The organism is Arthrobacter sp. LAPM80 (assembly GCF_046736435.1).
Lineage (GTDB): Bacteria > Actinomycetota > Actinomycetes > Actinomycetales > Micrococcaceae > Specibacter.
Map to the genome: position 1 here is coordinate 20317 of NZ_JBCHVD010000026.1, position 18977 is coordinate 39293.

Consider the following 18977-nt stretch of genomic DNA (forward strand, 5'->3'; position numbering starts at 1 on the left):
TCTCCTGTCAGAAATTCGCGGGGTCAAGGCTGGGTGTCGGGTCCGAAGGTGCTACGTCCAAGGTGTACTGGCAGCTGCCGTCAACCCAGGTCTGAAGGACCTCGATTCCGCTGATCCGTTCCGGTTTACAAGCAAGTGGATCTTCGGAAAGGACGGCGAAATCTGCACGCTTTCCGGATGTGAGCGAGCCGAGGTCGTCCTCACGTCCGAGCACCCGGGCTGCATTGATGGTGTGGGCGGCCAATGCTTCGCCGGCCGTGATGCACAGATTGTCCGGACCCAGCTTGTGGCCGTTGCGGGTCACCCGTGTGACAGCGGCCTGGATGGCCTCCAACGGTAGGGGATCGGCCACAGGGGCATCTGAACTGATGGTCACCGGTACCCCGGCGGCGATGAATTCACCCAATGGGTTGAAGCGTTCGCCCGGTGTTCCTATGGCCTGCTGCACGCCTTCGCCCCAGTTGTAGTAATGCTGGGGCTGGTTGACCGGGTAAATGCCAGCGGCTGCCATGCGCCGAATCTGCTCCGGTGTGGGCAGTCCGCAATGTTCAATGCGGTGCCGGGCATCGGGGTCCGGCCGCTCGGCCTGGGCTGATTCGATCGCGTCGATGACCATCTCCAACGCGGTGGGGGACTGGGCGTGGGTGGCGGTCTGGAGCCCGACCACGTGGGCCTTGCGGATCAGCTCCTTGTACGCCGCCGGCTCATGATACAACTGGCCTGTGCGGCACGGATCCCCAACATAACCGTCCGGGAAATACGCCGTCCACCCGCCAAGGGTGCCGTCTGCGTAGAGCTTGATGCCGGCAAAGCTCAGGCGGGCGTTGCCGAACTGGCCATGCAAGCCCATGTCCAAGGCGTCATCGAGGAGATGGGATAGCAGGTACATGCCGATGCGAACCTTCAACTGGTTCTGTTCTGCCAGCTGAAGATACATGTCGAATTCACGCCGGGAAACCTGGGCGTCACCGATGGCCGTTACCCCGCCTGCCAAAAATTTTTCCTGGGCCGCACCCAGCTGTCGCAAGTGTTCTTCAGGTTCATCTGCCAGGTGGAAGTTTGGGCCATGGTGGCCGATCTTCACGCCTTCCAAACCGGTGAGGATGTTGCACGCAGCATCTGAAAGCTCACCGGTCAACTCCCCTTTCGCGTCACGGAAGAACTCACCGCCTTGCGGATTGGGTGTATCTCGGCTGACCCCATGCAACTCAAGAGTGAAGGAATTGACCACGCCACCATGCCCGGAAGCGTTCATCAGATACACCTCACGTTCCGAGGCAACACCATCAAGTTCAAAACGGGTCGGATGTCGGCTTTCGACCAGATTGCGGTGCTCATAGCCGTAACCGCGCACCGGCAGACCGTTCGGAATCGCCTGAGCGGCTTCCCGCAGCAATGCCACGATCTCCGGGATGCTGCCGGCTTTCTCCGGGCCGCAATCGACCCAACTCAGCATCTGTCCGTACATCAGCGGATGGGCGTGCGCATCAATGAAACCCGGGACAATGGTTGCGCCACCAAAATCACGCACTTCCAGTTCTCGGCCGCTCAGCCGCCCCGCCGCGGCGCGGCAGCTCTCAACACTGCCAACTGCAGCTATATCCGGGCCCACAACTAAAAATGCTTCGGCACTTGGCTGCGCCGGATCTAGGGTGTGGATATCAGCGGCCATGATGAGGATCGGGGTAGGCCCAAACGAACGGCTTTCAAATGTGGTCAGCTTACGCAACGTCCGCTCCCGTCGGTGATGGCTGCACTGACGGCAGCGCCGCTAAGGCAGACCCGAGTCGCCGGATACCCTCGACAAGTGCTTCGTCGGTCTCGAAGGAGAAGGCCACTCGCAGTTGGTTGGTGCCTGCTGGTTCTGCGAAAAACGCGCTTCCCGGGACGAAAACGACTCCGGCACTGATGGCTGGCTGGAGCAGTGCGTCCACCGATTTCCCTGCGGGAAGCGTGATCCACGTGAAGAACCCTCCCGTTGGTTTGGTCCAGGTTGAACCTTCGGGCATGTGGAGTTCTAAGGCTTCCATCACTGCGTCGCACCTTCTTGAATACGTGGCGCACGCGTCCCTGACGTGGGAGCGCCAGTCAATTCCTGAGATATAGCTCTCCACCAGCATCTGGCTCAGCACGGAAGGACAGATTGTGGTTGCCTCTGCAGCCAATTGAAGGCGTTTGCGCACCTCTGTAGGGGCTAGAACCCACCCGATCCGCAGGCCGGGGGAGAAGATCTTGGAGAAGGAACCCAGGTAGAAGACGTTGTCGGGGTCCAGTGCGTGGAGTGCCTGCTGTGTGGATCCATCAAAACTCAGGAGCCCGTAGGGGTTGTCTTCGACGATGGCGATTCCTGCGGCGCGGCAGATATCGACGATTGAGCGGCGTCGTTCGGGTGCGAGGGTGATGCCTGAAGGATTGTTGAAGTTTGGGATTGTGTAGAGGAACTTGATGGTCCTGCCTTGCGCCTTCAGGGTGTTGATGGCTTTCTCAAGCTCAGCCGGGATCAGCCCCTTGTTGTCGATTGGGACTTGCACGACGTCGGCCTGAAGCCCCTCAAACGTGCCCAGCGCACCCACATAGGTGGGCCCTTCTGCCAGAATGACGTCACCGGGGTTGCAGAAAAGCTTGGTGACAAGCTCGAGTGCCATTTGTGAGCCCGAGGTGATTTGGACGTTTTCAGGTTGGGCGGAAATGCCTTCCATGGCCATGATCTCGCAGACCAATTCCTGCAGCTCCGTGGTTCCTGCCCCGGAGCCATACTGAAGGGCTTCCTGACCCCGTTCTTTGATGATGTGGTGGGCCATGTCCGCTATCCGCTCCAAGGGCAAGCCGGTGAGGTCGGGGTTTCCTCCTGCCAAGGAGATCATGTTTGGCCGCATGGAGACTTCAAAGACCTCTCGGACTGGCGAGGGATGGTATCCGTCGGCACGGTCCGCGAACCTGGCCGTATGCAGTGATTCGGTGATGGTAGTCATGGTGTCCTTCAAGTCGATTGGCAGTATGGGGGATGCTTGGGCAGTTTCGCACCCGAACGGGTCGTAAGAACCAGTTAGCTCTGTAATGAGGGAACGATGCCTTGTTTGCGCTCCACGAAGTTGGTCACGTCGATGCCGAATTCGTGGGCCGCGAAGCGTTGCAGCGTCTTGATCATGGTTTGTGGGCTGTGGTCGTAGATACCGTTGAGCGTTTGGATGGCCAGCCCGTCGATCAGGGCCAGCAGTAAGGTGGCCAGGGCATCTGCGTCGTGGAAGGGATGAATCAGGTGTTCTGACACCGCCTCCTCCAACGTCTGGACAAAGATTTCACGCCATGCCAGCAGGGTATTTGCCACATGCTTGCGGATCTTCTCATCCTTGTGGGCTGCGCTGTAGACCTCCACCCAGAAGCCCCAGGCATCCTCAAATGTGGTGTCCCCCTCCACAGCGAAAGTGAGCAGGTCGTGCAACCGTTCGACAGCGTTGGTTCCTTCGGAGTACAAGCCCTGCCATTCCTGGACAGAGGCCTGCGTCCGGAACTCAACGGTGGCATGTACCAGCTTCTCGCGGGTTCGGAAGTAGTGCTGGATCATGCCGATGCTAAATCCGGTCGAGTCGGAGACGGCCCCAAATGAGCAACCGTCAACACCTGCTTTGGAAATGATGCCGGCGGCATGGGCGACGATCGTTTCGCGGCGCTCCGCAATGGCCTGTTCAGTCACGGCATGGGTGCGTTTGCGTGTATTCGGTGTCATGGACCCTTCCCCCTGGACGTATTCGATACGGCTCTTGACAGTGTCGGCCGTTACACAAATAATAAGTTACACATATTATTTATTCAAGCCCGACTTTTCCACCTGGAGAAAACATGACCAAGAGAACGCTCTTCACGAAAACCTGCCTAGTGGCGGTCTCCGCACTTCTGATCGCGGCGTCGACTGGCTGTACCAACACTGAGGCCCCAGCACCGGCGGTTGATGCGTCAGGAAAGTCCTTGCCGACGTTGGGGGAGGGCGGGCAGCAGGCCGCCCAATCGGTGAAGCCTGATGCAAAAGTTGAAAGCCTGATGCCGGCCGACATCAAGGCCAAGGGCACCATGCAGTTGGTGACAGACCCGACGTATGCGCCGATCGACTTCACCGACAACACAGGCAAGATCGTAGGCCTTGAACCGGACATGGCCTTGGCCGTTGCCAACAAGATGGGCATCAAGATCAACATCACCAAGGGCGACTTCAACGGTATCTTGGCTGGCCTCGAGTCCAAACGGTATGACGCATCCTGGGCAGCCTTCTCCATCACCCCGGCTAGAACAGCTGTGGTTGACATGGTCAGCTTCATGAAAGGCGGTACCTCGGTCATGGTCAAAAAGGGCAACGAGGGCAGCTATCACGGAGTTTTTGATCTCTGCGGCAAGACAGTTACCGCCCAAACGGGAACGACACAGGCGTTGATCGTCCTGCCCAACTTTGAAAAGCAGTGCACCGACGCCGGCAAGGCACCCATTACTCCACTGTTGCTCCCCCAGCAAGACAGCGCGAACCAATCCATTGCGTCAAACCGTGCCCAGGCCATGCTGGCTGACAACGCCCTTACCGCCTACTATTCACAGATTCAGCCCGAGGCCTTCGCCCAAATCGATTCGATCTTGGTCGAGCCGTCGCTGGCCGGTGTTGCCATGGCGAAGGGAGACGGTGAGCTGGCCAAGGCGTTCCAGGCCGCAATCCAGTCCCTGATCAATGATGGCACCTATGGGAAGATCATGGCTGCCTGGAACCTCACGCCGTCGGCCGTAAAGACCGCGGATATCAATCCCACAATGGAGGGCTAAGTGCGCAACAGCCAACTCGACAACGCATTGGATACAAGCCACGACTTCCTTGCGCTCACCACCAAACCCGTGCTTCGCCGTCGTCGGCCTGGCCAGATCATCGCCGTCATTGTCGTGTGCTTTGCGGTTGTCTACGGTGTGTGGATCTTGGTCACCAACCCAGGGTTCGGCTGGGCAACCGTGGGACAATACTTCCTTGACACCCGCATCCTCGGGGGGCTGGCCATCACACTGGAACTGACTGTGATTGCCATGATCATTGGCTTCGTCGTCGGTCTACTGGTTGCGGTGATGCGCATGTCGGACAACTGGCTGCTGAGGGGTGTTTCCGGGGCCTACATTTGGTTCTTCCGAGGAACCCCGCTCCTGGTTCAGCTGCTTTTTTGGGGCTTTGCCGCCGTGCTGTTCCCGACCATCGGACTTGGAATTCCCTGGGGCCCCACGTTCGTGGAATGGAACACCAACGATGTTATCTCCCTCTTTGCAGCTGCGATCCTGGGTCTGGGACTCAACGAGGGGGCCTACATGGCAGAGATCGTGCGCGCAGGGCTACTCAGCGTCCATGCCGGCCAGTCGGAAGCGTCACGCTCCATGGGCTTCAGCCAGACCCATACACTTCGATTTGTCGTCATCCCGCAAGCCATGAAAGTAATCATTCCTCCGGTAGGAAACGAGGTCATTTCAATGCTGAAAACGACCTCCCTCGTCATCGTCATTGGCGTCGGGGACTTGCTTTACAACACTCAGCAGATCTACGCGCAAAACCTGAAGCAAATACCACTGCTGATTGTGGCCAGTATCTGGTATATCCTCCTGACCTCAATCTTGACGCTGGCGCAGTCGCGTCTGGAAAAGAAGTACTCCAAGGGCAACGCCCTCTTGCTCGGAAAGGCCCAACGCTGATGTCGGACGTCAAGTTTCTGAATGTGCACAAGAACTTCGGCCAGCTGGAAGTTCTCAAGGGCATCAACCTGACTGTGCACAAGCAACAGGTTGTTTGCCTGATCGGACCATCCGGGTCCGGGAAATCAACACTGCTGCGGTGCGTGAACCACTTGGAGATGACCACCTCGGGAGCCATCACTGTCGGTGGCCGAATGATCGGCTACGACGTTCACGGCGACCAGCTCCAGGAAGCTTCCCAAGCGGAAATCAACAAGCGGCGATCCAAAATCGGCATGGTCTTTCAGTCCTTCAACCTTTTTGGACACATGACGGCGAAGGAAAACGTCATGTTTGGGCCCACCAAACTCCTGAAAATGTCCAAAAAGGATGCCGAAGCCCATGCCTGCGAACTGCTGCGCAAAGTCGGGCTTGCGGACAGGATGAACAATTACCCCTCCCAGCTTTCGGGTGGGCAGCAGCAGCGTGTGGCGATCGCCCGGGCCCTATCCATGAAGCCAGAGGTCATGCTCTTTGACGAGCCCACTTCGGCCCTGGATCCAGAACTTGTCGGCGAGGTCCTAGACGTGATGAAACAGCTGGCTCGCGACGGGATGACAATGATCGTGGTCACCCACGAAATGGGATTTGCCCGTGAAGTGGGCGACGTAGTGGTCTTCATGGATGACGGCGTCATCGTCGAGCAGGGCGATCCGCGGGAAGTCTTGGGCAATCCCCAACATGAACGGACGAAGTCGTTCCTCTCCAAGGTGATCTGATGACGATAATCTACTGAAAGGCCAGCCATATGACCACCGGAATTTCCAGGGACTTCAAAAAAGAAGCTGAATCCACCCTGAAAGACCAGTTTAAAAAGATCATCGCGTTCAGCCACAAACTCCACCAGCACCCCGAAACCGGCTTCCAGGAACATCAGGCCGTAAGGTGGCTGGCAGACGAACTCAAGACCATACCCGGGGTGCGAATCGAGGTCGGCTTGGGCAAGCTGCCCACCGCGCTCAAGGCGGAGGCGGGCACCGGAGAACTCGTGCTGAGCATCTGTGCGGAATATGATGCCCTCCCAGGAATCGGGCATGCCTGCGGCCACAACATCATCGCCTCCGCCGCACTCGGAGCCTTCACCGCACTGGCACCCTTGGCGGACCTGCTCGACATCAAGGTTCGGCTCCTCGGCACACCAGCGGAAGAAAACGGCGGAGGCAAAGTCCTCATGCTAGAGCAAGGTGACTTTGACGGAACCCACGCAGCCATGATGATCCATCCAGGCGACGTGGATGAATTTGAGATGCTTCCTTACGCCTGCTCCGGATATAGGGTCGCCTTCCACGGTCGCAGCGCCCACGCTTCCGCACACCCGTGGGATGGAGTCAACGCCTTGGATGCAATGACAGTTGCACTCACGGCAATTGGCTTATCGCGGCAGCAGCTTGAACCCGGTCAACAAATACACGGCTGCATCGACAGCGCTGGGACGGCGCCCAACGTCATCCCCGAGCTAGCAACAGGACAGTGGATGGTGCGGGCACATGACGTGGATTCGCTTGCTCGGGTCAATGCGGTGCTGCATCGTTGTCTCGAAGCGGGGGCACTAGCAGCTGGCGCCCGACTCGAGATTGAACAAGACGGTCCCACATACGCTGACTTCCGGACCAATAAAGAGATGGCAAATGTTTTTGCCCGAAATTCGTCAGCCGTGGGCCGCCCAATGGCCCCAGCAAGCCGACGCGGCGGATCCACTGACATGGCCAACGTCTCCCACTATTTCCCAACAATCCACCCCATGATAAGCCTCGGAGCCGGATGTCCGCCGATTCACAATATCGAATTTGCCGCTGCCGCAGCGTCCGCGGCCGGTGATAAGGCGATTTGGGACGGGGCCCTTGCAATGGCTTGGTCATGCATCGATTTGGCCATGCCCAGTGATACCCGGGATAGGCTACTGGCGCAAAACAAATGAGCCGGGCACCACTAACTGTGACGGCAGCCCCGTGAAACCCGCCGGTCGCCTTGGGAAGGCAAATGTGGAGGTGTTGACCTCCTTAGCTCTTAGGTGAACTGCCGGACCTGGCTGGTTCCCCAATTCCCACGCAACAGAAAGCAGTCAGAATGATTAATCAGCGACGCATTCATCCGCTCCACCGGGCGGGGGTTCGGCATGGATAGCCCCCGGGAGGATGAAGTGGTCGGCCAGCGCGACATCCCCGACTATCCCCGCTATGCCGGTCTTGCGACGTTCGCGCTGCTTCCTCGGATCGAGGATGTTCCGCACGCTGACGTGGCTGTGGTGGGCATACCTTTCGATGCGGGCACAAGTTTCCGCCCTGGAGCCCGCTTTGGACCTAGCCACATCCGCGAGGCCTCCAGACAACTCCACCCCTACCACCAAACCCATGACGTCTACCCCTTCAAGGTCCACCAGGTGGCGGATGCCGGGGACTTGGGGGTCACCCCGTATAGCATCGAGGCCGCCGTCGCATCGATAGAGAAATCAGCCAGTGCATTTGCCGAGCAGGGGACGCGGCTTGTCACCCTTGGCGGCGACCACACGATTGCGCTGCCACTTCTGCGTGCCGTGGCCAAAAAGAACGGACCCGTCGGCGTCATCCACTTCGACGCGCACCTGGATACATGGGACACTCACTTCGGTGCCCCCATGTGGCATGGTTCCCCGTTCCGGCGGGCAGCCGAGGAAGGCCTCCTGGACCCTGAACGGTGCATCCATGTGGGCCTTCGCGGCGGGGTATACGACAAGGGAGAACTGGAGAGCGACGGGGTACTGGGCTTCCAGGTTATCCGCGCAGACGACTACGAAGAGCAGGGCTCAGCGCGCATTGTGGAACGTATCCGCACTCGGGTTGTAGGCGGGCCTGTATACATCTCAGTCGACATTGACGTGCTGGATCCGGCACATGCCCCGGCCACCGGCACCCCAGAGGTCGCCGGCCTCACCACGCGTGAACTCTTCGCTACCTTACGGGGGCTGACAGGGATCGGGATTGTCGGCGCCGACATTGTGGAGGTGGCGCCAGCTTACGACAATGCTGCCCTGACTGGACTTGCGGCCGCGCACACTGCTTGGGAAATACTTTCCGTGATGGCCTACGACAAAACACGCCATGGCATCTAGGCAAGGATGGGCCGTGCGGCCCGCCAAAGGGCGGGCTCAGACTGGGCTCAGGGGTGAAAGCCAGGGTGTGTACAACCTACGCACTCTGAGGCGTTGGGCTGGCTCGAACGCCAAGAACCTTGTGTTCCCGGGCCAGAGGGGTACGATTGGGCCCCTTTGGTATGCCCAGGATGGCCAGGGAATTCGGTTGAAAAACGTGAGTAAAACGTGACTAGTCTCTGCCAAACACTGCCAAGCCGGGTTTCCTGTGGCCGTTTTCTTGGTGGAGCGGAGCCCGACTCTCGACAAATCGTGCGATGGCTTGCTTGCGTGCCATGCGCTTGAAGAAGCGTTGATTCTCGTCTGTTGATGATTTCGCCTCGCTCGTCCGCGCGGAGTGCCGTCGCCAGGCGGGAGCTCCTCCTCAAGCCCAGCACCGTGGGGAAGCGCTGTGAAATACACGTGCATCATCACGACTTCTGGACGATAGTTCTACCGGAAGCCGCCATTAAGGAGAGCCCCACTTTTCAGTGCCATGTATGGTCATGCACCTGCCGCGATAACGAGGGCTAGGGACGACTTTTTGAAAAGTTGAAAGGGACGACCGAGTTGAAAGCAGGGAGCCATCGGTTCGAATCCAACGGGGGTCCGGATGGGCCGCCGAACTGCGGTAATAGTGTTCGAGAATGGTCGCGTGCTGGGACGGGATCTATCCTCGATCGTGAATGCCACTACTTTCTACGGCGCTCATGGATCACGGCCGCACTCTGGTGTTGGAAGCCATATCACGTTCAGGCCGGCAACGAGTCCCGGATCCTCATCAACCCGGTGGCCGTGGCGGCCAGCCACTTGGCCACCCGCTAACCGGCGTGGATGGAGATCCGGAGTCCGTCTAGCCAGACTTGAACGCGGGCCTTGTGGGCCCATTTTTCTTTTGGATTGTGCTCTCAGATGCTATCAATGCTTCCATCTGCAATTCGAGGACAGGCACATTATCCTGGTTCCAGAGGGATCCACTGGTGACTACGGATGCCCGTCCCTGCCCATCATGGTTGACCGAGTCAATATGGACAGAACCCGTCAGGACATTGCCCGCCCGGACAGGGTAGAGAAAACGCAGCCGACGAATCTCCTTCCCTGCAATGACGTCATAGTGCTCGAAGAAGTCCAAGACGGACAGCCGCTGAAAGATTGAGAGCGTGTGCAGCCCGCTGGCTATAAGACCGCCGAAGTAGCTCTCCAGCGCTGCGGTGGGATCAGTATGGAAGTACTGGCTGTCCCACTCGGAGGCGAATCGAATGATCTCTTCCTTGGATACCCGATGATGGCCAAGACCGACCGTTTCGCCGGCCCTCAGATGCTCCGCAGTCAGGCGCGGTGGCTTCGGAGTCATAGTGATCGGGCTACCAGTTCCTTCATGATCTCATTGGTGCCGCCATAGATCTTTTGGACGCGCGCCGCCGCATAACGGCGCGCAATGGGGTACTCGGTCATGTAGCCGTAACCGCCGAAGATCTGAAGGCATCGGTCAGTGACCTTGTTTTGCATGTCGGTGCACCAGAACTTCGCCAGGGATGCCGTTGCTGCATCGAGGTCTCCGGCCATGTGCTCCGAGATGCAGTGGTCCACGAGTGTTCGGGCGGCAAGGCTGTCCGCAACACATTCCGCCAGGACAAATCTGGTGTTTTGGAATGACATCAGGTTGGCGCCAAAGGCATCCCTGTCAAGGGCATAAGCTGAGGCTTCGCGCACGGCGGCTTCGCACTCGGCAACTGCCGCGACGGCGATGGAAAGGCGCTCTTGGGGGAGTTGTTGCATGAGCTGGATAAATCCCTTGCCTTCAACTCCTCCCAGCACGTGCTCTGCCGGGATACGCATATCCACAAAAGCGAGCTCACGGGTGTCCTGCCCGTGCATGCCGATTTTCTCCAGAACGCGGCCACGTTCAAACCCTGCCAGATCCGCAGTCTCGGCCACAATGAGCGATAATCCCTTGCCACCCTTTTCCTCGCTGGTGCGTGCGACGATGATCAGGAGGTCGCAATGGGTTCCGTTGGTGATAAACGTCTTCGAACCGTTGATCACATAGCTTTCGCCATCGAGCCTGGCCCGGGTGCGGATACTTTGGAGGTCCGAACCTGTGGAGGGTTCGGTCATAGCGATGGCGCCGACCAGTTCGCCGGAGGCCATGCCGGGGAGCCAACGCCGTTTTTGCTCTTCTGTGCCACAGGCGGCAATGTAGTGGGCCACGATGGCACTATGGACAACGTTGGCCCAGGCGGAGTCGGCAATGCGTGCCTGCTCCTCCATGATGACCGCTTCGTGGGCAAAAGTTCCGCCACCGCCGCCATATTCCTCCGGGATGCTGATGCACAGCAGCCCGGCCTCACCAGCCTGGCGCCAGAAGTCCCTGTCCACACAGTGTTGCTCGGCCCAGCGCGCATGATGCGGCAGGGATTCCTTGTTCAGGAACGTGCGGGCCATGTCCCGCAGATCGTCGAGTTCCTCGTTCAGCCAAGGTGAACGGTAATTATCCAAGATCATGTGCGTGCTCCTATTTTCCTATGAAGTGCGGTGTGCGCCGTTCGGTGAACGCGGCTATGCCTTCTTGTGCGTCTGATGTACCGAGCGCAAGAAGAAAGTTTCGGCGCTCGTGGTTAAGTGACTGATGGAGAGGTGCCTCGTATGCGGTCCGTGCGGAGTCGGCCGCGAGAGCAACGGCCAGTGGCGCATTGAGAGCGATTTGCGCAGCAATGTCCAGCGCAAGGTTCAGGACCTCGCTGTCATCGACCACATCGGCCACGAGCCCAGCAGCGTTGGCCCAGAGCGCATCTACAGGGGCACCGGTCAGGAGCATTCGCATTGCCTTGGCCTTTCCGACGGCATGGACCAGGCGCTGCGTGCCGCCGCCCCCGGGAATGACGCCGAGCTTAACTTCGGGGACGCCGAACCGTGCCGAGCGTCCTGCCACGGCAATGTCGCACGCCAGGACCAGCTCGCAACCGCCTCCAAGTGCCAGCCCCCGCACGGCTGCGATCGTGGGCTTGGCCAGCGAGCCCAAGGTCGCGAAGAGCCTATCGAATGGCAGGACGCCGGTGGGCATCGCCCCAATCATCTCCGGGACCTCGGTGATGTCAGCTCCGGCGCAGAACGCCTTGCCCGAGCCGGTGATGACCACTGCGCGGACGGCCTGATCTGCTCCGGCATCCGCCAATCGATCACCCAGCCGGGCCACGAGGTCCGCGCCGAGTGCATTGAGGGCTTCAGGCCGGTTGAGCGTGAGCAATGCGACGGCGCCACGCTGCTCCAGGGTCACCAGCTCAGGCATCGGAGGCTTCCTGGCTGTAACGTTCCGCGTAGTCGCTCCGGATGCTCTTTTTGTTGAGCTTTCCTACGCTGGTGCGTGGAATCTCCGAGACGATCTCCATGGCTCGGGGGAGCTGCCACTTGGCGAACGCGGAGGAGAGGTGGTCTTGGACATCCTCGAGCGTAACCGTTGCCCCGTCCGATGGGACGATGAGGACGAAGGGCCGTTCCTGCCACTTAGGGTGGGGAAGGCCGACGACGGCAGCCTCGCTGATCCGCGGATGACTCAACAGAAGGTTTTCCATGTCGATGGAGGAGATCCACTCGCCGCCGCTTTTGATGACGTCCTTGATACGGTCTGTGACTTTGAGGTAGCCGTCCGCGTCGATGGTTCCAACGTCGCCGCTGCGCCAGTAACCGTCAATGAAGCGGTCCTTCTCGTCGTCGTCCGGCATGTTGTGGTAACCGCGTGTGATCCAGGGGCCGCGGACGCAAACTTCGCCCTGCGTGGTTCCGTCCCAGGCGGCGTCGTTGCCAGAAGCGTCAATCAGACGGATATCGACGCCGGCCACCGGAAGTCCCTGCTTTCGTTTGAGGTCGTAGAGCTCGCTGGGGGAGAGCCTAGCCCGGACGCTGGGCTTGAACCGGTTCATCGCAACCAACGGGGTGGTCTCCGTGGCACCGTAGGCGTGGACGGTTTCGGCCCCCGTGAGGTCCTCCAATCCACGCATCATCGCCAGGGGCGGCTCAGTGGCACCGGACATCATGCGCAGGCGGCTCAGATCCGGTTTGGTCTCCAGAGACTCAATGTAGTGGAGCATGGGCATGAAGATGGCTGGCGCTCCGTTGGTAATGGTGACTCCTTCGGCAATCAGCGCGTCTGACAACGGCCCGGTGTCCTCGGCGTAGTAGCGGCCCGGCAGGACGATCTTGTTGGCCATGAGTGTTGCCGCCTGAGGCAGGCCCCACGCTTGCCCGTGGAACATGGGGGTGATCAGCATGGTGCAGTCATCCAGTGTCATTCCAATGTTCGCGGCGATGGCGTACGAGTGCAGGTAGATGGCGCGGTGGGAGTAGAAGACGCCTTTGGGCCGGCCTGTTGTTCCCGTGGTGTAGCAGGCGCTGTACGCGGACCGCTCGTCGACTTCGGGCCACTCGATCACCGGCTCGCTGGCGGCAACGAGGTCTTCGTAGTGTTGGGCATTAGGCAAAGTGGTATGGATTTGCGACATCGGTTTCTCGCTCATGATGACCCACGTGGTGACCCCTGGTATGAACGGTGCCACGGCTTCTGCCACGGGCAGGAGTGTTTCGTCGACGCAGATGACTGACGTGCCGCTGTCACCGATGACATAGCCCAGATCCTCCGGGGCTAGACGGAGGTTGAGCTGGACCATGACGGCGGCCAGTCCAGGGATGGCCCAGTAAAGCTCGAAGTGGCGACGGCTGTTCCAGTCCAGGACGCCTACGCGTGTACCCGGGCACACACCGAGTGAGCGCAGTGCGTTGGCCCCGCGTTGGACGCGCTCATAGGCCGCGGCATAGCTGTAACGGTCCCAGCCGCCGTCGACGGTCCGGTAAACAATTTCCTGATCGCCATGGGTGCGCGCAGCGTGGCGGATCAGTGTGGTGGTGTTGAGCTGGACGTCGTCTCCCATGGTGGAGGGATATCCGGAAACGATGGGCCGAGAATTCATTCTCATGTTGTGCTCCTGTTATTTCGCTGCCATGCGCAGTGCCCCGTCGCGGCGGACCACCTCGCCCTTGATCATTTGGTTTTCCACAATGTGCAGCGCCAGCGCCGCGTACTCCGAGGGTTCGCCCAGCCGGGAAGGGAAGGGCACTTGTCCACCGAGCGAGTCGCGAGCGGCCGCAGGAAGTGTGCCCATCATCGGGGTGAGGAACAAGCCAGGCGCGATCGTGACAAGACGGATTCCATCACGGGTCAGTTCCCGGGCAATGGGCAAGGTCATGGAGACTACACCGCCCTTGGAGGCAGCATGGGCGGCCTGGCCCATTCGGCCGTCAAAGGCTGCTGCGGAGGCGGTGTTGATGATGACCCCGCGCTCTCTGCTCGCGGCGGCGAGGTTGGTGTTGAGCACCCGCAGGAAGTCATCCGGCGGAGGAGGGCCATCTTTGCCAATGACCGTCTTGGCAATTCCGATTCCTGCACAGTTGACAACTCCCGCGAGTGGGCCGGGTTGTTGCGCGGCCACCTGGACTGCATGGGCCACCTGGTCAGGGTTGGTGACGTGGGCGCCGCGTTCATGCAGGGCCCCTACGGTAGTTTCACCCAGGCCGGATGCGCCCTCGGTGACAATGAAGGTTTGGTCATTGATGTCCATGACGGGTTTCTTTAGATTCTCTCGATGATGGTGGCATTGGCCATGCCGCCGCCTTCACAAATGGTGAGCAGCCCGTAGCGGGCACCGCGCCGCTCAAGTTCGTTCAGCAGCTGGGTCAACAGGCGCGCTCCGGTAGATCCAAGAGGGTGGCCTATTGCGATGGAACCGCCATTGACGTTAAGTTGATCTTGGGGGTACCCGAACTCGGCTGCCCAGAGCAGGGGAACGGGCGCGAACGCTTCGTTGACCTCCACAAGGTCTATATCACTGATGCTCAACCCGGCCTGGTCCAGAGCCTTCTGGGTTGCGGGAAGAACAGCCGTGAATTGCAGGACGGGATCATCAGCGGCAACGGCCATGGAAATAATCCGCGCTCTGGGCCGCAACCCGGCGGCCTCGGCCTTGGAACGCTCGGCGATGAGCAGGGCGCCTGCACCGTCGCTCATCTGGGAGGCGTTTCCCGCCGTGATGGCGCCCTCGGGTGAGAATACTGGAGCCAGGTCCGCCATTTTCTCCGGATCCACTACGGACCGGATGCCCTCATCCGTAGTCATTGCCGAAACCGTGCCGTCCTTGGCTGTCCCATCCACCGGAACAAGTTGCGAGGCGAAGTACCCGGCCTGCGTGGCCGCCGCTGCCCGCTGGTGGCTGCGGATGCTGAAATCGTCCAGCTGTTTGCGGGTGAAACCCCACTTGCTGATGATGAGTTCAGCTGAAGGCCCCTGCGCGGGGATATTGCCGCCAAAGCGGGCCAGCGCTCGCAGGCCGTACCACTGGCCACGGGGTCCGCCCGGAATGAACAGCGGGCCCAACTCAACGCGGGACATTGATTCGACCCCGGCGCCAATAGCGAAGTTATATTCGCCGGACTTGATGGCCTGGGCGGCAAAATGAACTGCCTGTTGTCCGGATCCACACTGACGGTCAAGGGTGGTACCGGGCAGCGTGAGGGGGAGCCCGGCGCCGAGGAGGCCGTTGCGGGCCACGTTGCCTGCCTGTTCCCCCTGCTGGATGGCGCAGCCGACGATCACATCCGAAAGCTGCTGGTGGTCCACTCCCGTACGCTCAACAAGAGTGGCCAGTGTCTGGGCAAGAAGGTCCACGGGATGCCATTCGCGAAGCTGGCCGCCGCGCTTGCCAACAGGTGTTCTGACCGCGTCAACGATCACTGCTTCTCGGTTCATGAGCTTTCTCCAAGGTGTGTTGCGAGAGTTTGAGGGAGGCGCGGCTTTGCGGGAGGTACGGGGCGGTGAGTGCGGATCTTAGCCACGAACTTGATCCCGCAGTTGGTGTTTGAGTATTTTTCCGGAGGGGTTGCGTGGAATCTCTGCGATGACGAGCTCGCGCGGCAGCTTGTAGGCGGAGATTTTATCGCTGGCATACTCGCGCAGTTCCTCGAGGGTGACTGTGTGATTTTCCCGCGGGTTGATCACGGCCACCACGGTCTCACCGTAGACATCGTGCAGCCGGCCCACGACGGCGACGTCGGCCACCGCCGGGTGGCCGGAAATTGCACTTTCAACTTCGGCTGAGTAGACGTTGTGCCCGCCTGTGATGATCATGTCCTTCATCCGGTCAACAATGGTGATGTAGCCGTCGGCGTCTATTTGTGCAAGATCTCCGGTGTGGACCCAACCGTCCCGGATGGTTGCCGCTGTTGCTTCAGGGTTGCGCCAGTACCCCTTCATCATGGTTTCCCCGCGCATGATCATCTCACCTACCGTTCCCGGTCCGGCGTCGTTCCCGTCTGCGTCAACAATGCGCACTTCGGTGTTGGCGATGGGGAAGCGGCCGCTGGCTGAAGGACGCTCCAACACCTCTTCATGCGTGAGCAGGATGCCACCGGGCCCGCCTTCGGTCTGTCCACAGGCTTGGACGATCCACGCATTGGGCAAGGCAGCAACAATTTGCTGGGCCAGTCCTGAGGGCATCGGTGCGGCCCCGTACATGCAGATGCGCAGGCTTGAGAGATCCCGCGTCGCCAGGCTGGGAGTCCGCATGAGGAACGCGTACATGGTGGGCACACCGAAGAAGAATCCTATCTGCTCCTTCTCGATGGTTTCCAGCACCTTTTCAGGCTCGAAGGAGGGCAGGATGACGTGTGTGGCACCGAGCATCATGCCCGGGATCAGCACCAGGTTAAGGTCCGCGGAATGGAAGAGCGGCGCCACATGCAGGAGTTTCTCGCCCACCCGCAAGCCGAAGCCGGCCATCGAGTTGATGCTGACCCAGATGATGCGGTGGTGATCGAACAGGGCTCCCTTGGGTTTTCCCGTGGTGCCGGAGGTGTAGATGATGAGCGCGTCGTCATCCTCGGCAACTTCGACGGCGGGTGGTTCGGTTGGCTGTTCGGCGGCGCAGGCCAGAACATCCTCATAGCCGGATGCGGTTCCGAGGGCCAGGACCGGCACATCCACCTGAAGAGCATCGGCTGATTGCCAGGCTGAAATTACTCCGGAAACCTCGGTCCCGAAGACCAGCAGCTTTGCCTGCGTATCGTTGAGGAAGTACTCAATCTCAGGAGGAGCGGACCGCGGGTTCACGGGCACCACAATGGCCCCGGCGCGGAGACCTGCATAGAGGGCAATCACGAATGCGTCGCTGTTCCCTGAAACAATCAGGAGCCGGTCTCCCTTGGCCAAGCCGCGGGACATGAATTCGTTGGCGAGTTGACTCACCCGCCGGTCCAGCTCGGCATACCTGTGCGTCACCGTGCCAAAGCTAAGTGCCGTTCGGTCTGGGCAGCCCCGGGCGGTGCGGGCAAGAATTCCTGCGAGATTGGGCATCATTACTCCATTGAGGCGGTGTTGGTGGTGCTGGCGGAATGTGGGTGGGCAAAGACTGCTTCGGCAACTGCTCCGTGTGGTTCGCGGACGGCCACGAGGGGGATGTCGTACTCGATTCCCAGGGCTGTCCAGTGAGAGGTGGTCTGTGCGGCGAATGCACGTGTCAGGTCCTCGCGGGTGGAGCCCACGTGCGCGGCGAGACGGGCAGCAAAATGTGGTTCGATCGCGGCGACGGCAACGTATCCGTCTGAGGATGCATAGAGACCGTATTGCGCTATTGCCCCGCCAAGGGGGGATCCGGGGGCGGTGAGTCCGTGCCGGACAGCGGCTGCGGCTGCGTGGGCCGCCTCGTCCAGAACGACTCTCTCGTGTACGTAACCAACGCCTTGGTCCCGCTGGCGCAGCGCCGCGAAGGTGGCCACTACTGCGCGTTCGGAGCCGAGTAGATCTGCAACTGGCACTAGGGGCATGGCCGGGGCCAGTATGGTTCCATGGACGGCTTGGTAGGTCAGATCGTGGCCAGCCTGCTCAGCCTCGGCGCCGTCGTGACCAACTATCTCCACGAGTGCTATTCCCCTGTCCCTGAGGGTTCCTTGAAGGTTGATTCTTGCCAGTGCTGAGGGCCGCATCGAAGTCAGTAGTACCTGTGCACCAGCGAGCAGGCTCTCGAACTGAGTCCGTCCGATTGCTTCCTTCAAGTCTAAGGAGATGACTTCCTGGCCTTGCGTTAGTTCGGCATACCAAGCTGGGGCCACTCTTTTGAGCGGGTCACCGTGGGGTGGCTCCACCTTGATGACACGCGCCCCCAGCTCCGCCAGTCGCGAGGCAGCGAGTGGTCCGGGGAGGTTGATGGCAAGGCTGACTATGGTCGTGCCAGCCAGTGGGTGGGACATAGGGATTCCTGACGACGGTGCCTCAAAGCTCTTTGTACAGTTGTACAGTATTCGATACGTTGGTTCAATAGCTTGTGGTCTAACATTGCACTGTGAACAAAGAAAGTGTGAACAAAGAGTTTGAAGCGAGGCCTGAAACTGCACCGAAGGCTTGGCATGCCGGGGACCTGACCGCAAAGGCGCGCATTCGCAATGCCACGCTCAGCCTGTTCGCTCAGCATGGTGAGGACGGGACATCCATGCGCGCCATCGCCGCAGCGGCGGATGTCACAGTGGGGCTCGTAGTCCATCATTACGGGACCAAGGACGGCTTGCGGGAGGCAGTGGACACGCTCATCGTTGAGCTATTCGCCACTACTCTGAGCTCCACACCCACTACCGGAGCTGCCCGGGAAATTGTGGGACTACGCGATGCCGCTGTGGAGCAGATGCTCCGTGACAACCCGGCCATTGTGGACTATTTGCGCCGGGCACTTCTAACGGGACCGGGCTACCCCGGGGATGTACTGAGCCGGCTTGCAGCTCTCACTGCGGATCAAGTCCGGGCCCTGCGCGGGACTGGATTGGCCTCCACGGATCGCAGCGTGACCGAACAAACCGTCACCACCCTGGTCCGCCAGTTTGGACGGTTGCTGCTGCAGCCACTTGTCAATCGAATTGTGGATGAGTTCGGGGAACCAGGTCAGTATGCTCCCGAGCTGGTTGTGGGCGTCAAGAGCCGGGAATGACCCGGCGCTGGACGGAATAAGGTCAACTGCAACTTAGCCTTGTCCGTTGGCTGCAGTCTGTTTTGACCACTTCTTGGGCGCCCGGGCGTCCCGGATGCGGAATTTTT

General features: G+C 60.1%; 17 protein-coding genes. 6 read left to right on the plus strand and 11 right to left on the minus strand.

Annotated elements, in window-relative coordinates; all coding sequences use genetic code 11:
* Window positions 1-7: 7 nt before the first annotated feature.
* From AAGW05_RS17295 to AAGW05_RS17305, 3 genes are all read right to left on the minus strand, one after another.
* Window positions 8-1729 carry an amidohydrolase gene (locus AAGW05_RS17295; protein WP_411805800.1) on the minus strand — a complete coding sequence of 574 codons (1722 nt, stop codon included), beginning with the start codon at window positions 1727-1729 and terminating at the stop codon, window positions 8-10.
* Window positions 1722-2972 carry a PLP-dependent aminotransferase family protein gene (locus AAGW05_RS17300; protein ID WP_411805801.1) on the minus strand — a complete coding sequence of 417 codons (1251 nt, stop codon included), beginning with the start codon at window positions 2970-2972 and terminating at the stop codon, window positions 1722-1724. Before AAGW05_RS17300 ends, AAGW05_RS17295 begins: the two co-directional genes overlap by 8 nt.
* A gap of 74 nt (window positions 2973-3046) precedes the next feature.
* Window positions 3047-3727, minus strand: a complete 681-nt coding sequence (locus AAGW05_RS17305) for a TetR/AcrR family transcriptional regulator (protein WP_411805802.1) — start codon at window positions 3725-3727, stop codon at window positions 3047-3049.
* Between the two features lie 113 nt (window positions 3728-3840).
* Here AAGW05_RS17305 and AAGW05_RS17310 point away from each other — a divergent pair, with 113 nt between their 5' ends.
* The 5 genes from AAGW05_RS17310 (at window position 3841) to speB (ending at window position 8833) form a co-directional block, all read left to right on the plus strand.
* Window positions 3841-4803, plus strand: a complete 963-nt coding sequence (locus tag AAGW05_RS17310; protein WP_411805803.1) for an ABC transporter substrate-binding protein — start codon at window positions 3841-3843, stop codon at window positions 4801-4803.
* Window positions 4804-5706 carry an amino acid ABC transporter permease gene (locus tag AAGW05_RS17315; RefSeq protein WP_411805804.1) on the plus strand — a complete coding sequence of 301 codons (903 nt, stop codon included), beginning with the start codon at window positions 4804-4806 and terminating at the stop codon, window positions 5704-5706.
* On the plus strand, window positions 5706-6464 hold the full coding sequence (locus tag AAGW05_RS17320) for an amino acid ABC transporter ATP-binding protein (protein WP_411805805.1): 759 nt from the start codon (window positions 5706-5708) through the stop codon (window positions 6462-6464). The genes AAGW05_RS17315 and AAGW05_RS17320 overlap by 1 nt, the downstream gene beginning before the upstream one ends.
* 29 nt (window positions 6465-6493) lie before the next feature.
* Window positions 6494-7663: a M20 family metallopeptidase gene (locus tag AAGW05_RS17325; protein ID WP_411805806.1), complete on the plus strand. Its 1170-nt coding sequence runs from the start codon at window positions 6494-6496 to the stop codon at window positions 7661-7663.
* Window positions 7664-7861: 198 nt separating this feature from the next.
* Complete coding sequence (speB, locus tag AAGW05_RS17330; RefSeq protein WP_411805807.1) at window positions 7862-8833, plus strand: agmatinase; 972 nt, start codon at window positions 7862-7864, stop codon at window positions 8831-8833.
* An 871-nt stretch (window positions 8834-9704) separates the two neighbouring features.
* Here speB and AAGW05_RS17335 read toward each other — a convergent pair.
* The 8 genes from AAGW05_RS17335 to AAGW05_RS17370 form a co-directional block, all read right to left on the minus strand.
* Window positions 9705-10205: a MaoC/PaaZ C-terminal domain-containing protein gene (locus AAGW05_RS17335; RefSeq protein ID WP_411805808.1), complete on the minus strand. Its 501-nt coding sequence runs from the start codon at window positions 10203-10205 to the stop codon at window positions 9705-9707.
* Entirely contained in the window at window positions 10202-11356 is a 1155-nt protein-coding gene (locus AAGW05_RS17340; protein ID WP_411805809.1) for an acyl-CoA dehydrogenase family protein, read from the minus strand. Before AAGW05_RS17340 ends, AAGW05_RS17335 begins: the two co-directional genes overlap by 4 nt.
* 10 nt (window positions 11357-11366) lie before the next feature.
* Window positions 11367-12140: an enoyl-CoA hydratase/isomerase family protein gene (locus tag AAGW05_RS17345; protein WP_411805810.1), complete on the minus strand. Its 774-nt coding sequence runs from the start codon at window positions 12138-12140 to the stop codon at window positions 11367-11369.
* Window positions 12133-13821, minus strand: coding sequence for a long-chain-fatty-acid--CoA ligase (locus tag AAGW05_RS17350; RefSeq protein WP_411805811.1), 1689 nt, complete (start codon window positions 13819-13821; stop codon window positions 12133-12135). The genes AAGW05_RS17345 and AAGW05_RS17350 overlap by 8 nt, the downstream gene beginning before the upstream one ends.
* Window positions 13822-13833: 12 nt before the next feature.
* Entirely contained in the window at window positions 13834-14463 is a 630-nt protein-coding gene (locus AAGW05_RS17355) for an SDR family NAD(P)-dependent oxidoreductase (protein ID WP_411805812.1), read from the minus strand.
* Window positions 14464-14474: 11 nt separating this feature from the next.
* Complete coding sequence (locus tag AAGW05_RS17360; protein WP_411805813.1) at window positions 14475-15647, minus strand: thiolase family protein; 1173 nt, start codon at window positions 15645-15647, stop codon at window positions 14475-14477.
* A 78-nt stretch (window positions 15648-15725) separates the two neighbouring features.
* Entirely contained in the window at window positions 15726-17249 is a 1524-nt protein-coding gene (locus tag AAGW05_RS17365) for a class I adenylate-forming enzyme family protein (protein ID WP_411805814.1), read from the minus strand.
* A gap of 2 nt (window positions 17250-17251) precedes the next feature.
* Entirely contained in the window at window positions 17252-18142 is an 891-nt protein-coding gene (locus AAGW05_RS17370) for a CoA transferase (RefSeq protein ID WP_411805815.1), read from the minus strand.
* Window positions 18143-18234: 92 nt separating this feature from the next.
* Here AAGW05_RS17370 and AAGW05_RS17375 point away from each other — a divergent pair, with 92 nt between their 5' ends.
* On the plus strand, window positions 18235-18870 hold the full coding sequence (locus AAGW05_RS17375; protein ID WP_411805816.1) for a TetR/AcrR family transcriptional regulator: 636 nt from the start codon (window positions 18235-18237) through the stop codon (window positions 18868-18870).
* Window positions 18871-18977: the final 107 nt, after the last annotated feature.

What these genes read in the sequence shown, in the direction of transcription:
- AAGW05_RS17300 (WP_411805801.1), bottom strand. Translation starts at nt 2,972, where the DNA reads ATGACTACCATCACCGAATCACTGCATACGGCCAGGTTCGCGGACCGT.
- AAGW05_RS17305 (WP_411805802.1), bottom strand. Translation starts at nt 3,727, where the DNA reads ATGACACCGAATACACGCAAACGCACCCATGCCGTGACTGAACAGGCC.
- AAGW05_RS17310 (WP_411805803.1), top strand. Translation starts at nt 3,841, where the DNA reads ATGACCAAGAGAACGCTCTTCACGAAAACCTGCCTAGTGGCGGTCTCC.
- AAGW05_RS17320 (WP_411805805.1), top strand. Translation starts at nt 5,706, where the DNA reads ATGTCGGACGTCAAGTTTCTGAATGTGCACAAGAACTTCGGCCAGCTG.
- AAGW05_RS17325 (WP_411805806.1), top strand. Translation starts at nt 6,494, where the DNA reads ATGACCACCGGAATTTCCAGGGACTTCAAAAAAGAAGCTGAATCCACC.
- speB (WP_411805807.1), top strand. Translation starts at nt 7,862, where the DNA reads ATGGATAGCCCCCGGGAGGATGAAGTGGTCGGCCAGCGCGACATCCCC.
- AAGW05_RS17335 (WP_411805808.1), bottom strand. Translation starts at nt 10,205, where the DNA reads ATGACTCCGAAGCCACCGCGCCTGACTGCGGAGCATCTGAGGGCCGGC.
- AAGW05_RS17340 (WP_411805809.1), bottom strand. Translation starts at nt 11,356, where the DNA reads ATGATCTTGGATAATTACCGTTCACCTTGGCTGAACGAGGAACTCGAC.
- AAGW05_RS17345 (WP_411805810.1), bottom strand. Translation starts at nt 12,140, where the DNA reads ATGCCTGAGCTGGTGACCCTGGAGCAGCGTGGCGCCGTCGCATTGCTC.
- AAGW05_RS17350 (WP_411805811.1), bottom strand. Translation starts at nt 13,821, where the DNA reads ATGAGAATGAATTCTCGGCCCATCGTTTCCGGATATCCCTCCACCATG.
- AAGW05_RS17355 (WP_411805812.1), bottom strand. Translation starts at nt 14,463, where the DNA reads ATGGACATCAATGACCAAACCTTCATTGTCACCGAGGGCGCATCCGGC.
- AAGW05_RS17360 (WP_411805813.1), bottom strand. Translation starts at nt 15,647, where the DNA reads ATGAACCGAGAAGCAGTGATCGTTGACGCGGTCAGAACACCTGTTGGC.
- AAGW05_RS17365 (WP_411805814.1), bottom strand. Translation starts at nt 17,249, where the DNA reads ATGCCCAATCTCGCAGGAATTCTTGCCCGCACCGCCCGGGGCTGCCCA.
- AAGW05_RS17370 (WP_411805815.1), bottom strand. Translation starts at nt 18,142, where the DNA reads ATGTCCCACCCACTGGCTGGCACGACCATAGTCAGCCTTGCCATCAAC.